At 51.0% G+C, this 15,824-nt stretch carries 14 protein-coding genes, 11 tRNA genes, 1 rRNA gene and 1 riboswitch; of the genes, 6 read left to right on the forward strand and 20 right to left on the reverse strand.

The genetic code is table 11. The annotated features are described in order from the left end of the window. Window positions 1-89: 89 nt before the first annotated feature. The 3 genes from DXH47_RS09835 to metK form a co-directional block, all read right to left on the reverse strand. Window positions 90-1,445, reverse strand: coding sequence for a M20/M25/M40 family metallo-hydrolase (locus tag DXH47_RS09835; RefSeq protein ID WP_129033159.1), 1,356 nt, complete (start codon window positions 1,443-1,445; stop codon window positions 90-92). Between the two features lie 20 nt (window positions 1,446-1,465). Beyond that, complete coding sequence (locus DXH47_RS09840; RefSeq protein WP_129033160.1) at window positions 1,466-3,088, reverse strand: peptide ABC transporter substrate-binding protein; 1,623 nt, start codon at window positions 3,086-3,088, stop codon at window positions 1,466-1,468. A 483-nt stretch (window positions 3,089-3,571) separates the two neighbouring features. After that, window positions 3,572-4,759, reverse strand: coding sequence for a methionine adenosyltransferase (metK, locus tag DXH47_RS09845; RefSeq protein ID WP_129033161.1), 1,188 nt, complete (start codon window positions 4,757-4,759; stop codon window positions 3,572-3,574). After that, window positions 4,758-4,878: riboswitch (SMK box riboswitch) on the reverse strand. Its footprint overlaps the gene before it by 2 nt. Before the next feature lie 128 nt (window positions 4,879-5,006). On the opposite strand from metK, the gene DXH47_RS09850 reads away from it, so the two are divergent. After that, window positions 5,007-5,714, forward strand: coding sequence for a hypothetical protein (locus DXH47_RS09850; RefSeq protein WP_129033162.1), 708 nt, complete (start codon window positions 5,007-5,009; stop codon window positions 5,712-5,714). Window positions 5,715-5,844: 130 nt separating this feature from the next. Continuing rightward, window positions 5,845-6,195: a hypothetical protein gene (locus tag DXH47_RS09855; protein WP_129033163.1), complete on the forward strand. Its 351-nt coding sequence runs from the start codon at window positions 5,845-5,847 to the stop codon at window positions 6,193-6,195. 77 nt (window positions 6,196-6,272) lie between these two features. On the opposite strand, the gene DXH47_RS09860 is transcribed toward DXH47_RS09855, so the two are convergent. After that, entirely contained in the window at window positions 6,273-6,863 is a 591-nt protein-coding gene (locus tag DXH47_RS09860; protein WP_129033164.1) for a hypothetical protein, read from the reverse strand. Window positions 6,864-7,174: 311 nt separating this feature from the next. Here DXH47_RS09860 and DXH47_RS09865 point away from each other — a divergent pair, with 311 nt between their 5' ends. Both DXH47_RS09865 and DXH47_RS09870 read left to right on the forward strand, forming a co-directional pair. Then, the gene (locus DXH47_RS09865; RefSeq protein ID WP_129033165.1) at window positions 7,175-7,498 is read left to right on the forward strand and encodes a heavy metal-binding domain-containing protein; all 324 of its coding nucleotides are present in this window, start codon (window positions 7,175-7,177) and stop codon (window positions 7,496-7,498) included. A 386-nt stretch (window positions 7,499-7,884) separates the two neighbouring features. Beyond that, window positions 7,885-8,460, forward strand: coding sequence for a matrixin family metalloprotease (locus DXH47_RS09870; protein WP_129033166.1), 576 nt, complete (start codon window positions 7,885-7,887; stop codon window positions 8,458-8,460). A 124-nt stretch (window positions 8,461-8,584) separates the two neighbouring features. On the opposite strand, the gene DXH47_RS09875 is transcribed toward DXH47_RS09870, so the two are convergent. The 4 genes from DXH47_RS09875 to DXH47_RS09890 are packed head-to-tail and all read right to left on the reverse strand — an operon-like array spanning window position 8,585 to window position 11,937. Beyond that, the gene (locus DXH47_RS09875; protein ID WP_129033167.1) at window positions 8,585-9,193 is read right to left on the reverse strand and encodes a response regulator transcription factor; all 609 of its coding nucleotides are present in this window, start codon (window positions 9,191-9,193) and stop codon (window positions 8,585-8,587) included. Next, entirely contained in the window at window positions 9,190-10,302 is a 1,113-nt protein-coding gene (locus DXH47_RS09880; RefSeq protein WP_129033168.1) for a sensor histidine kinase, read from the reverse strand. Before DXH47_RS09880 ends, DXH47_RS09875 begins: the two co-directional genes overlap by 4 nt. Beyond that, a complete protein-coding gene (locus DXH47_RS09885) occupies window positions 10,289-11,053 on the reverse strand; it encodes an ABC transporter permease (protein ID WP_129033169.1) in 765 nt (254 codons plus the stop codon). Before DXH47_RS09885 ends, DXH47_RS09880 begins: the two co-directional genes overlap by 14 nt. Further along, window positions 11,050-11,937, reverse strand: coding sequence for an ABC transporter ATP-binding protein (locus DXH47_RS09890; RefSeq protein WP_129033170.1), 888 nt, complete (start codon window positions 11,935-11,937; stop codon window positions 11,050-11,052). The genes DXH47_RS09885 and DXH47_RS09890 overlap by 4 nt, the downstream gene beginning before the upstream one ends. 417 nt (window positions 11,938-12,354) lie before the next feature. On the opposite strand from DXH47_RS09890, the gene DXH47_RS11915 reads away from it, so the two are divergent. Then, the gene (locus DXH47_RS11915) at window positions 12,355-13,650 is read left to right on the forward strand and encodes an SHOCT domain-containing protein (RefSeq protein ID WP_225423564.1); all 1,296 of its coding nucleotides are present in this window, start codon (window positions 12,355-12,357) and stop codon (window positions 13,648-13,650) included. Between the two features lie 266 nt (window positions 13,651-13,916). Then, window positions 13,917-14,291, forward strand: coding sequence for a zinc-ribbon domain-containing protein (locus DXH47_RS12100; protein WP_129033171.1), 375 nt, complete (start codon window positions 13,917-13,919; stop codon window positions 14,289-14,291). Window positions 14,292-14,607: 316 nt separating this feature from the next. Here DXH47_RS12100 and DXH47_RS09905 read toward each other — a convergent pair. From DXH47_RS09905 to rrf, 12 genes are all read right to left on the reverse strand, one after another. Then, window positions 14,608-14,692 (reverse strand) — tRNA-Leu (locus DXH47_RS09905). Between the two features lie 31 nt (window positions 14,693-14,723). After that, window positions 14,724-14,794: transfer RNA gene (locus DXH47_RS09910), tRNA-Cys, on the reverse strand. A 58-nt stretch (window positions 14,795-14,852) separates the two neighbouring features. Then, window positions 14,853-14,925: transfer RNA gene (locus tag DXH47_RS09915), tRNA-His, on the reverse strand. 13 nt (window positions 14,926-14,938) lie between these two features. Further along, window positions 14,939-15,009: transfer RNA gene (locus DXH47_RS09920), tRNA-Trp, on the reverse strand. 4 nt (window positions 15,010-15,013) lie between these two features. Next, window positions 15,014-15,096: transfer RNA gene (locus DXH47_RS09925), tRNA-Tyr, on the reverse strand. Between the two features lie 5 nt (window positions 15,097-15,101). Continuing rightward, window positions 15,102-15,174: transfer RNA gene (locus DXH47_RS09930), tRNA-Phe, on the reverse strand. Window positions 15,175-15,225: 51 nt separating this feature from the next. Continuing rightward, window positions 15,226-15,300, reverse strand: a tRNA-Asp gene (locus DXH47_RS09935). 21 nt (window positions 15,301-15,321) lie between these two features. Beyond that, window positions 15,322-15,394 (reverse strand) — tRNA-Val (locus tag DXH47_RS09940). A 13-nt stretch (window positions 15,395-15,407) separates the two neighbouring features. Beyond that, window positions 15,408-15,480: transfer RNA gene (locus DXH47_RS09945), tRNA-Glu, on the reverse strand. A gap of 37 nt (window positions 15,481-15,517) precedes the next feature. Beyond that, window positions 15,518-15,608: transfer RNA gene (locus tag DXH47_RS09950), tRNA-Ser, on the reverse strand. Window positions 15,609-15,616: 8 nt separating this feature from the next. Continuing rightward, window positions 15,617-15,689: transfer RNA gene (locus DXH47_RS09955), tRNA-Asn, on the reverse strand. A gap of 6 nt (window positions 15,690-15,695) precedes the next feature. After that, window positions 15,696-15,812, reverse strand: a 5S ribosomal RNA gene (gene rrf / locus DXH47_RS09960). Between the last annotated feature and the right edge of the window lie 12 nt (window positions 15,813-15,824).

Consider the following 15,824-nt stretch of genomic DNA (forward strand, 5'->3'; position numbering starts at 1 on the left):
GGCTTCTGGTTAAAAATTCAAGTCCCAATCCACCACTAGCCAAAAATGGGCCCGGACAATCAAGTCCAGCCCCATTTTCAGAATTTTATTTATGCTTCGGCGCCAAAAGCCGCTAGTAACTTGGCGGTGTAAAGGGTTCCCTGTTGATAGTCGGCGATTCGCACGTTTTCGTTAGGCGCGTGGGGCCCCGACCCGGCCCAAGTGCTACCCACGGCAATCAGTGGCGCGTGAAGCGCCTTGAAAAACGGCGCTTGCGGCCCCGTCCCCGCCATGTTGGGCACCAAGCGAACCTGGTCACCATACACGGTGTGGGCCACCGCCACGGCGGTCTGCACGAACGGTGCGCTAAGGTCCGAGCGAAACGGCGCTTCACCTAAAAGCACGTTAACTTGGACGTCGCCGTACCCGTTTTGCTGGAGTTGGGCCGTGATTAAATCGGCCAATTCGTGCGGGTCCTGGTCCGGAACCAAGCGACAATCAACCTTGGCCGTGGCAGTCTTAGGGATCACCGTTTTGACCCCGGGGCCTTCGTAACCACTCGACAAACCGTTGATGGTCATGGTCGTGCCGTTGACCAGTTCGGTGACCGGGTCAGCGTGAATCAGGGGGCGTTTTAGTCCAAATTCGGCCTTTAGCGTAGCCGTATCAAGGGGCATCGCCGCCACGGCCTGCCGTTCCGTTTTCGTTAATGGCCGAATGGCTTGAGTAAACCCGGCGACTTTGATTTGGTTTTGTGGCCCTCGTAGCGAAGCTAAGGCCTGGGTCAAGCGCCAGGCGGCGTTATCGGCATACGCAGCTTGCGACGAGTGTAGGTCCTTATCGGCCGTGGTCACACTGAGTTCGAGACACAGGATACCCTTTGCCCCACAGGTCACTTGAAAATTATCTGCCGTGTCTTTGCCCCCGGTCTCCCAAATCAACGCATCGGCGGTGAGGTCGGCGGCGTGTTGTTGGGTCATCTGTGGAATATGGGGACTGCCAATCTCCTCTTCGCCTTCGACCACAAACTTCAAGTTACACGGCAAGCCACCACTTTGTTGCAGAGCCTTAATTGCTGATAACCGGGCCATCAATTCACCCTTATCGTCGGCGATGCCCCGAGCCACGTATTGGCCGTTCCGTGTCGTCAAGGTGAACGGGTCACTTTGCCACTCCGCCAATGGCTCCGGCGGTTGGACGTCGTAGTGGTTATAAAAAAGCACTGTTTTGTGGGCGTTACCGGTCGGGCCGGCCGCAAAAGTAGCGAAGACGAACGGGTTACTCCCGGGAACATCGCGCCAGATTTGAACTTGAGCACCTAATTCTTGAAAGGCCCGGTTTAAGAAGGCAACCGTTTCAGGAATTTGTTTATGCTGCGCCGAAACGGTCTGCAGGTGTAAATACGCGGCTAGGCGATCGGTATCGGCCGCTAACGCCGCTGTCACGGCAGTTGCTAACGATGACATTTAATCATAACTTCCTTTCTCTATTTCCAATAAGCGTAGCGGTACTGGGCCGACACACTGTAAGTTGAGTAGTGAATCCCCCCAACCTTCTTGCTGACCAAGCTGACACTGGACTGCTGGTAGATAGGGTTGAAGATGCCCACCTGCATCGCTCGGCGGTTCGCTTGTTTCAACAGGGTCATTCGTTGCTTGGCGTTGGTCTCGGTGCTGGCTTTCGTCATCAACCGGTTGTACTTGGTGTCGACGTAGTTTCCGAAGTTGATGGAGTTGCCCTTCATGAACAAATCCAAATCCGTGGTGGGATCTGGTTCATCCCCGGTCCAGCCAAACATCGAAACGTCAAAGTTCTGCTTGAACATCCTGCTAATCTGTTGCTGTAACGGAAGCGAGGTAATGTGGACCGTCAGCCCCGGCATATCCTTTTGCCATTGACTCTGGATGTATTCGGCCACGTTCTTGGTGCCGTCGGAATCGTTCGTCAGCAAGGTAATGCTTTGTGAGCCACCCCCAAGGGCCTTCTTTGCCTTGGCCCACAACCGCTTGGCCAACGCATCGTTATGTTTGGTGTAGTTCCCGGTACTGACCGCAAAGTCCTTACCGTTGTTCGGGTCCGTGGTCACCCCCTTCGCAACCAAGTTCAGTAACGGCTTCGATCCGTCCTGATTGACTTTCTTGGTCAATTGCTCACGGTCCAAAGCCACATTGGCCGCCTTCCGGAAGTCCGCGTTAGCGCCGAGTTTACTCTTAGGATTAAAGTACTGTAGGGTCACGGCCGTGGTCAGCGTCTTACGCATCTGGCTCTTCAGCTTGGCGTTGTTGGCGACCCCAGCGATAGTAGTCCCACTGATTTGCGTTTCTTGGACTTTCCCCGAAGCGAAGAGTTTCTCAGCTGTCGATGCGTCCTTCGTTACCTGGACGTTGATGCGCTTGAGTTTTACGCTCTTAGCCCCGTAATACTTGGTGTTCTTGACGTAACGCCAACTGGTCTTCGTGCCGTTCCAGTTTTTCAAAACATACGGCCCGTTGGCAGCCACCCGGTTAGCGTTGGTCCCGTACTTCGACCCGTACTTTTTGACCAAACGCCGATTCACCGGCAAGTATTCGGTGGCCGCTTCGTAATTGAACGACGGGTTCATCTTACTCAGCGTCACTTGAAGCTTATAGCGACCCAAAGCTTTGACTCCTAACGCCGAGGGCTGTTTCTTCCCTGACTGCACGGCGGCGTAGTTCAAAAATGAAGCGAAGCGGTTGGCGTATTGCGCCTTAGTGGTCGGGTCAACCTGCCGGCGGAAGGACGTGACGAAGTCCTGGGCCGTCACGGTATCACCGTTACTCCATTTAGCATTATGCCGCAAATTAAAGGTGTAAGTCTTACCATGATTGGTCGGCTTGACCACCTTAGTCGCCATTCCTGGCACCACTTTCCCTTGATTATTAAGGCGGTACAGGCCTTCCGTGGTCTGTTTCATCATGTAAAACGAATAGGCGTCGGTCGCCTTATTCGGGTCGGCCGTTTGTAACTCAGACGGAATGGTCACGTTAAGTGCCTTATTCTGTGACGCTTCGCTCGTTTTGCCACAGCCAGCCAAGCCGCTAATCACGAGTGCCACCCCCATTAGTCCCATTACGATTCGTTTGCTCATCGACAATCCCTCCTTAATCTCGCTCGTCAACGCCGGCTTAACGTCAAAAAGCGCCCTTAGCCCAGTTCTCACTAAGACTACGGACGCTTCCGCGCGGTACCACCTTCATTGCGGCCCATTATGAGGCCGCCGCTCTTCACGTACGGCCACAGGGCGATACGCTAGCAGGATAATGGGTGCGACCAGTGCGGCTACTTACTTTCACCACAGTTTGCTCCGGAGTGATCATCACGAAAAGATCTGGATCCCCTCACATCAAACGGGAGTCGCTGATTCCAGGTCTATTTTCTGACTGTCTCCATCAACGTTAAGTTTGGTTTGCGATTGATGTGTTTTAGATTAAATCTTGATGAGAAAAATGTCAAGCCGATTTTCATCAAATCTTAATCTCACGAAAGGTTAGCCGAGATTCCGCGGCAAACGAAAAACGGGATTTCCCGCCACTCGGCAGAAAATCCCGTTACCTGTTGTGCTTCACTTAAATTATTTCAAAGCCGCTTTCAGCGCGTCGACCTTGTCGAGGTGTTCCCACGGCAAATCGATGTCGGTCCGGCCAAAGTGACCATACGCCGCCGTCTGCTTGTAGATGGGGCGCTTCAAGTCCAACATCTGAATGATTCCGGCTGGGCGGAGATCAAAAATCTGCCGGACGGCCGCCGCCAACTTGCTTTCGGCCACCGTACCAGTCTCGAAAGTGTCGATGGACACGGAGACGGGTTCAGCCACCCCAATGGCGTAGGCTAATTGGACTTCACACTTTTGTGCAAAGCCTGCGGCCACGATGTTCTTAGCGATGTACCGGGCGGCATAGCTTGCGGACCGGTCCACCTTGGTGGCATCCTTACCGGAGAACGCACCACCACCGTGACGAGCCGCTCCACCATAAGTATCCACGATGATCTTCCGGCCGGTCAAACCGGCATCCCCTTGGGGACCTCCGATGACAAACCGGCCAGTTGGATTGATGAAGTATTTGGTCTTGTCATCCAACAGTTGTGCTGGAATCGTTGCCTTGACCACCTGTTCAATCACGTCGTGGCGAATCTGGTCCAACGTTACGTCGGGATCATGCTGGGTACTCAAAACGACCGTGTCCACCCGCGTGGGCTTGTCATTGTCGTCGTATTCAACCGTCACTTCAGCCTTAGCATCCGGCCGTAAGTAAGGAATCGTCCCGTCTTTACGCAACTTAGCAATCCGGCGCATCAAGGCGTGACTTAACGTAATCGGCAGGGGCATGTACTGGGGCGTCTCATTCACAGCGTACCCAAACATCAGGCCCTGGTCGCCGGCACCAATTTGGTCCAGCGGATCGGCGTCGCCCTCCCGTGTTTCCAAGGAGTCATCGACCCCCTGCGCAATATCAGGCGATTGTTCATCAATCGCGACTAAGACGGCACAGTTATCACCATCGAAGCCGTACTTACCGTCCGTGTACCCAATCTCTTTGATGGTGTCGCGGACGACCTTTTGAATATCAACGTAGGCCTTGGTCGAAATTTCACCAAAAACTAACACTAACCCTGTGGTGACCGAAGTCTCACAGGCGACCCGTGAATCGGGATCTTGGGCCAGTAACGCATCCAGAATCGCGTCACTAATCTGATCGGCAATCTTATCTGGATGGCCTTCAGAAACAGATTCTGAAGTAAATAAATGTCTTTCTTGCAATGGAATATTCCCCCTAGATATAGTGAACGTCCGAGTTGACCGATAATCTCGACGTCGTTCTGGTTACAAGGCAGCTTCACGTGTGCGTGAATCCTATCGGGAATTGACTCATAACTTAAGTAGTTTACCATAAATCAGGGTGACCCACAAAGTTTACTCAGCGAAATCTCGCCGTTGCCGTTGACCCCACCGGTCACAAACACTATGATAAAAGATAACTTTAACTATACTGAAATGGAGCGATTCCATGACCTATCTGACGGCGTTAGTCCGCAATCGGACCGTCCAACAACTTGTTCTATTTACCATTTGTCAAAACCTACTTTGGTGGCTAGCCGGGGCCACGACTTCGACCGGTCACGCCCTAACTTGGATTGTTAAACTTTGCCTGGTGGGCTACGGCGCTTTATTGGCCGCGGGCTATTTTCTGATTCTGCGCCACCGGTTTAGTTCCTCACTGGGGCCACTCTTGGTCGTCGGTGCCGCTACCTTTGGCATCCTGGCCGCCCCGAACAACCACCTGGTCCAACTCTTCGCCTTGCTCCTATGCATCTTTTTAGTCTTGACCACGATTCCGCAGTTAGGCCTCCAATCAGGCTATGGTCTGGTGGTCTTCAGCTGCTTAGCCGGCGTAGGGGTGCCAGTCATCCTGTTCTTTTTACGCAATCATTACCTCTCTAGTCAGTTCTTGCTGACTCTGGTCCCCATCGTGGCCAGCTACTTTGCATTTTTCGCGGCCTACTACTTTCCTGAGCCGCACGACTGGCGCCTCACGCTCATTGCCCTAATTGGTTTCGCTCTGGTCACCCTTATTTTGGCCTTTTCCTGGCAAAGTCTCATCGCCATCGTCCTCACCGGGATCCACTGGTGGTTACAACGCCATTTAAAGGGGCCCTACCGCTTGGTCCTGTCGGGGAGTCTCCAACTGATTGTCGGCTACCTAATTATCCAATAGGATTAAATAATTAACTTAAAAAAGAATGCGTCCTTTTCATTTAAAGTTTCGCTAAGCTTCCCTACCAGTCGCGAGACGCGCCGTGACCTATGCTAAAATGAGGCATATCTCGTAATGGAGGAATCCGCCTATGCCTGAAATCAAGGTGGTGGGTGATATTCGTAGCGGCAAATATCAACCTACCCTGACCGGCAACGCCATCGTCGACGCCGCTTTAATCGATCACTTCTGTCAGCAACTCGCAGCAGCCTTGCATCTGCCCGCCCAACAAGTCCACGCTGAACATCATTGGAACTTGACGCTCGATGCAGCCACCATCTACGTCATTGACCAACAGATTTGGCAGACCATTCCGTTGTCGGGGCATCCCCGTAACGTCATCATCGTGACCAGTCACGATTTGCAACGCGGTGACATTACCACGGTGGCCCAAGCCCTAGCAAAGGTCCTGCCGACCCCTTTTTCCGCCTCAAACAACTGACGCGACTGACCCAGCTACAACTGGTCAATCGCGTCTTTTGTGCGTCTAACGGGCACTTATTGCTCGTTTAAGTCAGCTTACGTGTAATCCACGATGCGTAAGATGCCTTGTTGGAGCCAAGCCGCTTTGGGCTCTAGTTCACGCTGCAGGGCCATCAACCCGTCGACCCAAGCGACAGGCTGCCCCGCTTGCGTAAAGTCATTTTGTTCCCAATAGAGATGGTGACCGTTCACGGTATAGGTACGACGAACGCGACAATTGAGAGCCCGGTAATTGAGCGTTTCAACCAGACAGCCCTGGGTGATACGCGTTGAATGGAGCTGAGACAAGTCGCGGCGGTCGAAAACCTGTTTGCGGTGGGAGGTCCCTTCCCAGAAAGCCAACTGATACTTGAGATCGGTCTCAGCTGTTAAGAAATCCCCCACTAACCCCCAAAAGGTGTGGCGAAAGTGCACCAAGGCATGAATGTCTTGGAAAAAGAGCCGTTGAGATTGGGCCGTAGTCAATGGTCCCAGTGCCGCTTCCAGGCGGGATAGGTGCCGCTGATGCAGCGCATCAAGCATCAAAAATTCGGTCATTAAGGTGCGTTGGTGATCCGTTAACGGTTGGGCCGGGAGCAGTGTCGATAACAGGGGTCCCCCGGACTGCTGGTGGTCGCGATTACTCATCAATTCTCTTCCTCTCGTGGTAACCCTTCTTGGCTATCCACGGCCACTATACCAAATTCACCGACTAATAACACCTCTTAATGTTAAGCTGCTCACTGGTCTAGTTGTGGGGCGTAACCGTTTATTCGAGTGGAGCATGGTCATTTATTCAGGGGAACCGCAGTTGGCCGCATAAACAATCAAACCACTTCAAGATCTGGCTGGCCCGACCAAAAATTAATTAATGAAAAAACTTTGGCCTTGGAGGCCAGCTTGCTCAAACCAATGATTACCGGTATATTAAGATTAATCATCTAGTAGGAGGCAACACTATGTCAGCTAAACTCTTAGTTACCACCACCGAACAAATCCCCAATCACGACTACACTGTTCTCGGGGAAGTCTTTGGCTTAACGACCCAATCCAAGAACGTCTTTCGAAACATCGGTGCCGGCTTAAAAAACATTGTCGGCGGCGAGATCAAGGATTACACTAAGATGCTCGACGAAGCTCGTCATACGTCGGTCGACCGCTTACGGGATAATGCTGCCACTTTAGGCGCCGATGCCGTGGTCATGATGCGCTTTGATTCAGGCGCAATCGGCACGGATATCCAATCCGTCGTGGCTTACGGGACGGCCGTGAAATATCGCTAATTCCGGCCGTTTACACTCAATTATCGGTTGATTATTCGGTACCCTTAATTTCCTATTGACGATTTTAAAAAACACGATCATTCTCCTCAGCAATCCAGTCTGGGTGAGATTTGGTCGTATTTTTCTATCCATTTTACCCGATGTGGTCATAAAATCAGCGGCACTAAAACGGCCATAATCGTTGATATGTAACCATTTTGACGTCCTTAATTTTTGAAATCCCCCTTTTTTATCCACTTCCGAAATTTTGACCTCGTAAAACTATCCATACTCCCAAAATTGTCTGGCGAAATTAATTCGGTTTCGCGGCATACTTATGACAGTCAATCGGATAGCAAACAATTGAAATTCAATCATTCGGAATTTAATGAAAATGGGTAACAAAAATGTTAAACAAATTTGTAAAAAAGGTAGCTGTTATCGTCGCAACTTGCGCTTTAACTTTGACGGGGTTCACCGCCACCATCCCAGCTCAAGCGACTGCTAAGACCCCTTCTTGGGGCCATTGGAACACGACCACTATCACTTACAAATACGATACCTCCTCGAGTTATTACAAGAGTGTTTGGAAGAACGCCGTTAAGCGTTGGAACAAAGTTGGCGTTGTCACTTTAAAGAAAGCCAAGGCTGGTCAAAAGGCCAACATCACTTTAACTTCTTCTAAATCCTTAAGCCATCGCCAAAGCGGTGACCTAGCTGGTTACACGAACTACTCATACCTGCAAAAAGGCGGTAATGACAACCAAATCGTTTCCGCTAAGTCTACGTTGAACAAGAGCCTCTTAAGCAAGTACAAGTACACCAAGAACCAACGGACCAACGTGGCTACCCACGAAATTGGACATGCCTTAGGCCTAAGCCATTCCAAGAGTGAAAACAGTGTGATGTACGCTTCCGACCGTTACGCTTCGATCGACAGTCAAGATGCTTCCGCGTTACAAACCGCTTATCAAAACGCCTAACTTCCATTAATTCCGATATGATGATTGAATATAATCCCCTAGCTCACCGCGAGCTAGGGGATTTTTAATATCTTAGCGCACCCGCAACCAAAACACGCCAGACCATGACCGATCTGGCGTGTTTTTAAGTAAGCCATTTATTTGTCCGGGCAACATCCACGGCTTCCATCCGGTTATGCACACCCAGCTTGCTAAAGATGGCTGACAAGTAATTTCGAACCGTTCCGGGCGATAAATAAAGCGTTGTGGCAATCGTTTTGGTGGGAACACCTTTCGCCGCCGCCCCCAAGACCGCCATCTCCCGTTCAGTCAACGGATTTCTTTCGGCCGACACCATGTTCACCACTAGTTCGGGGGCGTAAATCGTCCGTCCAGCCATCACGGCCCGAATCGCCGCAATCAAGTCATCACTGGGACTATCTTTCAAGAGGTACCCCGCCACCTGGGCGGCCACGGCCCGTTCAAAGTAGGCTTGTTGCGCAAAGGTGGTCAGGATAATCACCTTGGTGGCGTCCTGTGCCGCCTGAATATGATCCGCAACATCCAACCCCGTTAGCCCTGGCATTTCAATGTCTAAGATGGCGACCTGCGGCTGGAGCCGTTGAATCGCCTGCCACGCGGTCTGCCCGTCAGTCGCCGTCCCCACCACGTGCAAATCTGCTTCTAGATCCAATAGGCGGGCCAAGGCCGAATTCAATAGGCTTTGGTCCTCAGCCAAATAAAGGGTAATCATAATTTCTCCTTTGGTAGAGACAACGCCACCTGCGTGCCGTGCCGGTCCGCGGTGATGGCAAACGTCCCGTGAGCGTCTATCATCCGCGCGCGCATCCCCGCAATCCCGTTGGCCCCGTCTCTATGCAGCGTTCCACCGCGACCATCATCTTGAATCACAACGCGATAAGTCGTCGAGTTCGTCGTAAACGTCACCTGGACACTGTTGGCCTGGGCGTGTCGAATCACGTTGGTCAACGCTTCTCTTAAAACGGCAGAAAATCGGCCCTGAATTGGGGTCGGCCACTTGGTTGCGGCCGTTTCCCCACTGGTCTGTAACTGAACGTGCGCGGTGGCCAGATTGTGGCTCTGGGTCAATAAAACATCGCTCAACGAGTTTTGATGCAACCCATTAACGATGGCCCGTACCAACTGGAGGTTCTCCCGACTGGTTTGGGCAATATCGTCCAACTCCGCCGGTACCTCTTCCGGCGCCCGGGTCAATAATTTCTTTGCTAATTCTGCTTTTATCGTGATCATTGAAAAACTCTGTCCTAAGGTATCATGTAAATCTCGCGCAATCCGTTCCCGTTCGTTGCGTTGAATAATAGTCTCTAGCCGCCGATTCGTTTGGGCTAACTGGCGCCGAGTTACGATGGAACGGGAAAAGGCGTAAGCCATCACCGGAGAACATAGGGGAAAGAGCAACCCCATCAATTCACCATGTTGCCAGGTCAGCAAATCGGGTGCGACCAAGCCGTCCCGCAATAAGCCCCCGAGTAAGAGCGCGTAGTACCCGCCCGCATACCCATAAAAATATGGCTTAGGCCAGCGACTCAAAATGCTGAAGATTTGCCAGCCCGGAAAAATAATCAGGTAATTATTGGCCGCAAAAAGCGAAAACACCCCCGCAACCCCTAACTCCAAAGGCATCGTGACCTTGCGCCACCGCTTGACCTCCGCCACTAAGCTATAAAGTCCGAGAAAGACCCCCACTAGCCCTAACCAGACCCAATCCGTCAGCCGCCGAGCGGGTAAAAATTGGATGACCGTATACGGCAGGTAAAGCAACCACACATAATTGGCCCAGTTCAACCGGGTCACCTTGGACGACCAGCTAGCTTTGGACAACCCCACCACCCCGTTTTAAGCGGTAACGAGCCAAACTCGCGACCACAATGATCAGCCCTAAGGTCCACAACATTAGACCCGTCAGACTGCTTAGATTTAGTTTACCATGCAACATCAGGGCGCCTAATAATTGGTTCAGCTGGTAAGTTGGGGTAACCTTCCCGATAACTTGAACCCACTGAGGAAACACTCCTAGCGGCCACCAAAGGCCACTGATGATGGCCAGGGGAAACACGATGAGGTTCGCCAGTGCGCTCAGCGTTTCGGCCCGATCGATGAAGGACAAGAGGACGCCCAAACTCAGAAGCGGGAGTTGACCAATTAACGCTCCCCCCGTTAAACCGAGGCCTTGCCCTAACGTCAGCTGGACGTGGTTCACGGCGACCGCCACGCCACTCAAAACAAGCACCGCAATCAAGTTCATCGCAAAGGTCACCAGTCCCACCGACACGTAATAGCTGCAAATCCCGTTGGGCGTGAGTTGGAGCCACCGGACCAGTCCCCGTTCCCGGTCATGCAGTAAGAGTGTGGCTAAGCCAAACAAGGCGTTGAGCAGACCACTGTATACGATCATGTTGCCCAGATAACCCACGGCAAACTGGGCCTTTTCGCCGAGCGTCCCCGTAATCAAAACTTTGGTAAACAGCAGATAAAAGCCGACTGGCATCAAGACCGTAAAGAGTTGAAACGACGTGTTGCGTAAGACCAACCGGCGAAAATCAAACTGGAGTTGGGCGATTAAAATTTTCATGCTGACGCCCCCCGAACTAAATGAACAAAGATATCGGCCAAGGATTCCCGGCGAATCACAATTTGATGCAACTCCGGTAAGTACGGGACTAGGGCTTGGAGGGTCCCGTCCCCATCTTCAGAACTGAGGTGCAACGTCCCCGCGGTCAAATCAACCGCCGTCACACCTGGTAAGTTGTTGAAGGTACTGGCCGCTAACGTGGTTTGCGCCACAATTTCAACCTGCCGGTACTGGTCTTGCAGCTGCCGAAACGTCCCCTGAAACGCTAACTGCCCGTGTCTGAGTAGAAAGATACGGTCGGCGACTTGTTGAATATCATCCAGGTAGTGGCTGGTCATGATGATGGTCTTGCCCTGGGTCTTTAAAGCCGCAATTCGGGCCCAAAACGTCCGTTGCGCCGTCACGTCCATCCCCACCGTGGGTTCATCCAAAAACAAGAGGTTCGGGTTCCCCACCAAGGCTAAGGCAAACGTGACCCGCCGCAATTGGCCGCCCGACAAGGCCGTTAGCCGCTTATTTGCCAAGTCCGTTAACTGTAATTGAGCCAATAACGTTGGGACCGCAAACGCCGCCGGATAATGTCTGGCTGTTAATTTTAAGACGTCGCCCACCGTGATGCCTTGGACTGCAATGTCCCCCTGGAGCATCGAGCCAATCTGAGTCTGCACAACCGGCACTCCCGGCTGATGGCCCCAAAGCGTCAATTGTCCGTGCTGGGGCTGATTAACGCCTAATAATAAGTTCAACAGGGTCGTTTTCCCCGCCCCGTTCTCACCAATCAAACCGATAATTTCACCCGCTTGAATCATTAACGTCAAGTTCTTTAAGACCTGGTGGGATCCGTAGCTAAAATCCAGTTGCTGCGCTTGAATGATGGTTGTCATGTGCCCGCCTCCCTTACTAGATGGTCTCAGACTACCAAGTGACGGTCGCATCGCCTAGTCGCGTTTGTCATGACTGTTGATGACAATTGTCATGCCTTGAGCATCACCGCGTACCAGGCTTAGCCGCCCTAGGCAGTGTCGCCTCACCTAAGCAACGCCTTTTTAGTAATTTCGGCTTATTCATAAACTAACTATGGTACTATTTAAGTTATCTAAACGTTGTAGGTAAGGTGGTGACCTCACGATTGCTGGCGAGATTAACCTGGGGGCTGGGTTTAAAATCCAGTGTCCGTGAGGGACGTGTGGGGGCAATCTCCACCTCCAGGATTGACTTAAGGATTAGTCACGACAATCACGGCGATCCATTTCTTAGACCTGAACAACTTTTAAGCGACTTATTTTGGAGGAGAAGAAGAATTGAATAACAAGATTGGATGTTTTGGCTGGGCCGTCATCATTTTTGTCCTCGCACTAGCCATCACTTACTGGTATATCGTGGTGCCAATCGCCGCCATCGTTGGCGGCCTCTATTATTGGTACCATAAGCAATCGACGCCGAAACGCGCGCAACGTGCGCAGGACCACGAGACTCAACTAAAGGCCCTAAAAACGATGAGCTTACTGCCAATCGATGAGTCAGACTCAACCGGTGTCATTTTGAAATCGACTGAACTGCCTTATTTTAAAAGTACCACTACCGTTAATTGGGAGGAAGAACGGACCCACACCACCCGGTTCAATTATTCCGGCGTGACCAGTCATGTTAAGCTCATGCAAGGCGTTTACTGGCGCAGTGGGTCGGTCAAACCAATGAACGAGCAGACCACTCAACTGGAAATCATCCATACTGGGACGGTGCTACTCACCAACCAACGCCTGATTGTGCTGGCTGCTGATGGTCGGGTCAAGCAAGTCCTGTATTCGGGGATTGCAAACGTTGTCCCCTACGCCGATGGTGTGGGCGTCATGAAGACCCGCGGTAAAGACGTCTACCTCACTGGCGATATCGATGGCGAACAGCTTGCCATTTACCTGATTCGCCTGATTACTGGTGATGTCGCCGCGCATCCAGACGCGACCCTTATTGAATCTGAGCCAACTAGTGAGGCGGCGAATCTCGTTGAACCGGACGCTACCGAAGACGCCGCTTTAGTCCCAGAATTTCCGGCCGATGATCCGGCGTTACCCCCACTGACCGTTAAAGATATTTTTGATTTGACCAAGACGTCGTCCGATATGCCGGTCCGGTTAGATGAAACTCATAAATTCTATGATTTTCAAAGCGACGATTTAGACATCAAAGAATACGCTGAGGCTTACCATACCAATCCTGAGGAAACGCGAAAAATGGCGGAACAACTCCTGGACGAATTGATGGATCTAAGCCAAGAAATTAACACCGCGACGAAAACAACAGACTATACCTTTCGCCAGTACATCGGTAAACCAGATTTCGAACTTCTATTTGCCCAAGTTAAAAATAATCACGTTGATTATTTCTTATTCGATGATCCCAAGTTCATTCAAATTGCTAAAGAAGCGGTCCCCGAACAAACTTCTTCTGACCAACCCCTGACGGACGCTACCACAGGCCCCGCACAGCCCGCTACGGATCTGGCAGCTGAACTGCGTCAACTAAAGCAATTAGTCGATGAAGACGTCCTGACGCCCGAAGAATTCAAAGCCAAGAAGAAACAACTACTGGGAATTTAATTAAGTTTAACCAGCTCTTTGAAATCTGGTCATCATCCAATACAAACAGCACCTAGTCCTGAATTGGTCTAGGTGCTGTTTGTATTTGTGATTTCCCCCTATTAAGCGATTCAGAGGACAATTTCATGTCACTTATATTGCCATTTTCCATAATGGTTATTGCAACTCACGTATGAGATATCTTATACTGGTAATATTCTGGAATTGGTGCTGGCAACTGATAAAATTAGTCACCATAATCTGGATACATATGAGGAGGAGAAGTTTTGGAAGAAACAAACGCAACTGAAACTAAGTTTTGTCAAAAATGTGGCAAGCAGATTCGCATAGATGCGGAGTTCTGCCCGTATTGTGGCGCCCAACAGCAAGTCAGTCGCTCAGTGGCACCTGAACCCGCAGCGGCCACTCAGAACCAGGCCCAAACCCGTTCGGACCCAGACGCAGGCTATAGTCAAACCAATTTGGCCTTTCATGGCTTGGGGCTGGCCGCTAGTCATCCTCGGCCTATTTATTCCCCTGACGGCGATTGCCAGTTTTGTGTTAGGCATCCTAACCATTCAAAGAAAACGGAATGGCGCGGGCGTAACGCTATTGGTCTTTGCTTGTATCGCCTTTTATCTTGGGATGACGGGATTCAGTGAAGGCTTTTTTGGTGCCCTCTAGCGTAATCTACATAAGAGCCCTTAAGTGGGCTTTTACTTTATTCTTATTGCGGACATATGTTTAGAAAATAGATGGCTCTATGATATTTGGTGTTGATGGACAAAATTCATCAACACCATTTTTGTTTGCGATATGAAAAAAGACACACTGTTCGTGTGCTACAATCAAATCGACCAAAACCAATTGACAAAGAGCCTGTTTTGACGTTCGACTGACGAAGAGCCAAAAAAATAAGCAAAACGCTGAATAATCAACGTTTTGCTTATTTTTGAACAGGCATATGAATCTTAGTTATACCGGAGGTGGGGTTCGAACCCACACGTCCTCAACGGACACTGGATTTTGAGTCCAGCGCGTCTGCCAGTTCCGCCACTCCGGCAAAAAATTTTGATTGGATACACCCAAGTCAAAGGTGGTAATCGGATTCGAACCGACGATGAAGGTTTTGCAGACCTCTGCCTTACCACTTGGCTATACCACCATAATCGTCTATCCAATCTGACTGGACCAACAAATGTTACAAGATGCCCCAATCATAGGGCGGTATGTGGGAATCGAACCCACGCGTGCCGGAACCACAATCCGGTGTGTTAACCCCTTCACCAATACCGCCATAACATTACAACAGGGATAGTAGGAATTGAACCCACACCGACGGTTTTGGAGACCGTAGTTCTACCTTTAAACTATATCCCTATGATGGAGGGGAGTGGATTCGAACCACCGAACCCGAAGGAGCGGATTTACAGTCCGCCGCGTTTAGCCAGACTTCGCTACCCCTCCATAAATGGCGCGGGACGGAATCGAACCGCCGACACATGGAGCTTCAATCCATTGCTCTACCGACTGAGCTACCGAGCCATTTCTCACCATTCATGTAATGTTGTTGTGTTAAATTCAATAACATAACAACGGTCCGTACGAGACTCGAACTCGTGATCTCCTGCGTGACAGGCAGGCGTCCTAAACCGACTAGACCAACGGACCATAATAGAGTTATGTTACCAATGGAGGATACAGGGCTCGAACCTGTGACCCCCTGCTTGTAAGGCAGACGCTCTCCCAACTGAGCTAATCCTCCAAAAATGAAACAATGACCCGTACGGGATTCGAACCCATGTTACTGCCGTGAAAGGGCAGTGTCTTAAACCACTTGACCAACGGGTCATGATACGAAACATACCATGATTTGGCTGAAGCGTAACGGAGAGTGAGGGATTCGAACCCTCGAAACAGGTTAGTACCCGTTTACAGCATTTCCAATGCTGCTCCTTCAGCCACTCGGACAACTCTCCACTATAAGCTCCGGCAGGCGGACTCGAACCGTCGACAACCTGATTAACAGTCAGGGGCTCTACCAACTGAGCTATGCCGGAATAATCGCGTGGCAATGTCCTATCCTCGCAGGGGGCGATCCCCCAACTACTATTGGCGTGCTGAAGCTTAACTTCCGTGTTCGGCATGGGAACGGGTGTATCCTTCAGGCTATCGCCACCACACTATTGAGAGCT

Source organism: Levilactobacillus suantsaii, assembly GCF_004115745.1.
GTDB lineage: Bacteria > Bacillota > Bacilli > Lactobacillales > Lactobacillaceae > Levilactobacillus > Levilactobacillus suantsaii.

What these genes read in the sequence shown, in the direction of transcription:
- DXH47_RS09860 (WP_129033164.1), bottom strand. Translation starts at nt 6,863, where the DNA reads ATGAGTAATCGCGACCACCAGCAGTCCGGGGGACCCCTGTTATCGACA.
- DXH47_RS09850 (WP_129033162.1), top strand. Translation starts at nt 5,007, where the DNA reads ATGACCTATCTGACGGCGTTAGTCCGCAATCGGACCGTCCAACAACTT.
- DXH47_RS09870 (WP_129033166.1), top strand. Translation starts at nt 7,885, where the DNA reads ATGTTAAACAAATTTGTAAAAAAGGTAGCTGTTATCGTCGCAACTTGC.
- DXH47_RS09835 (WP_129033159.1), bottom strand. Translation starts at nt 1,445, where the DNA reads ATGTCATCGTTAGCAACTGCCGTGACAGCGGCGTTAGCGGCCGATACC.
- DXH47_RS09885 (WP_129033169.1), bottom strand. Translation starts at nt 11,053, where the DNA reads ATGAAAATTTTAATCGCCCAACTCCAGTTTGATTTTCGCCGGTTGGTC.
- DXH47_RS09840 (WP_129033160.1), bottom strand. Translation starts at nt 3,088, where the DNA reads ATGAGCAAACGAATCGTAATGGGACTAATGGGGGTGGCACTCGTGATT.
- DXH47_RS09875 (WP_129033167.1), bottom strand. Translation starts at nt 9,193, where the DNA reads ATGATTACCCTTTATTTGGCTGAGGACCAAAGCCTATTGAATTCGGCC.
- DXH47_RS09865 (WP_129033165.1), top strand. Translation starts at nt 7,175, where the DNA reads ATGTCAGCTAAACTCTTAGTTACCACCACCGAACAAATCCCCAATCAC.
- DXH47_RS09890 (WP_129033170.1), bottom strand. Translation starts at nt 11,937, where the DNA reads ATGACAACCATCATTCAAGCGCAGCAACTGGATTTTAGCTACGGATCC.
- DXH47_RS09855 (WP_129033163.1), top strand. Translation starts at nt 5,845, where the DNA reads ATGCCTGAAATCAAGGTGGTGGGTGATATTCGTAGCGGCAAATATCAA.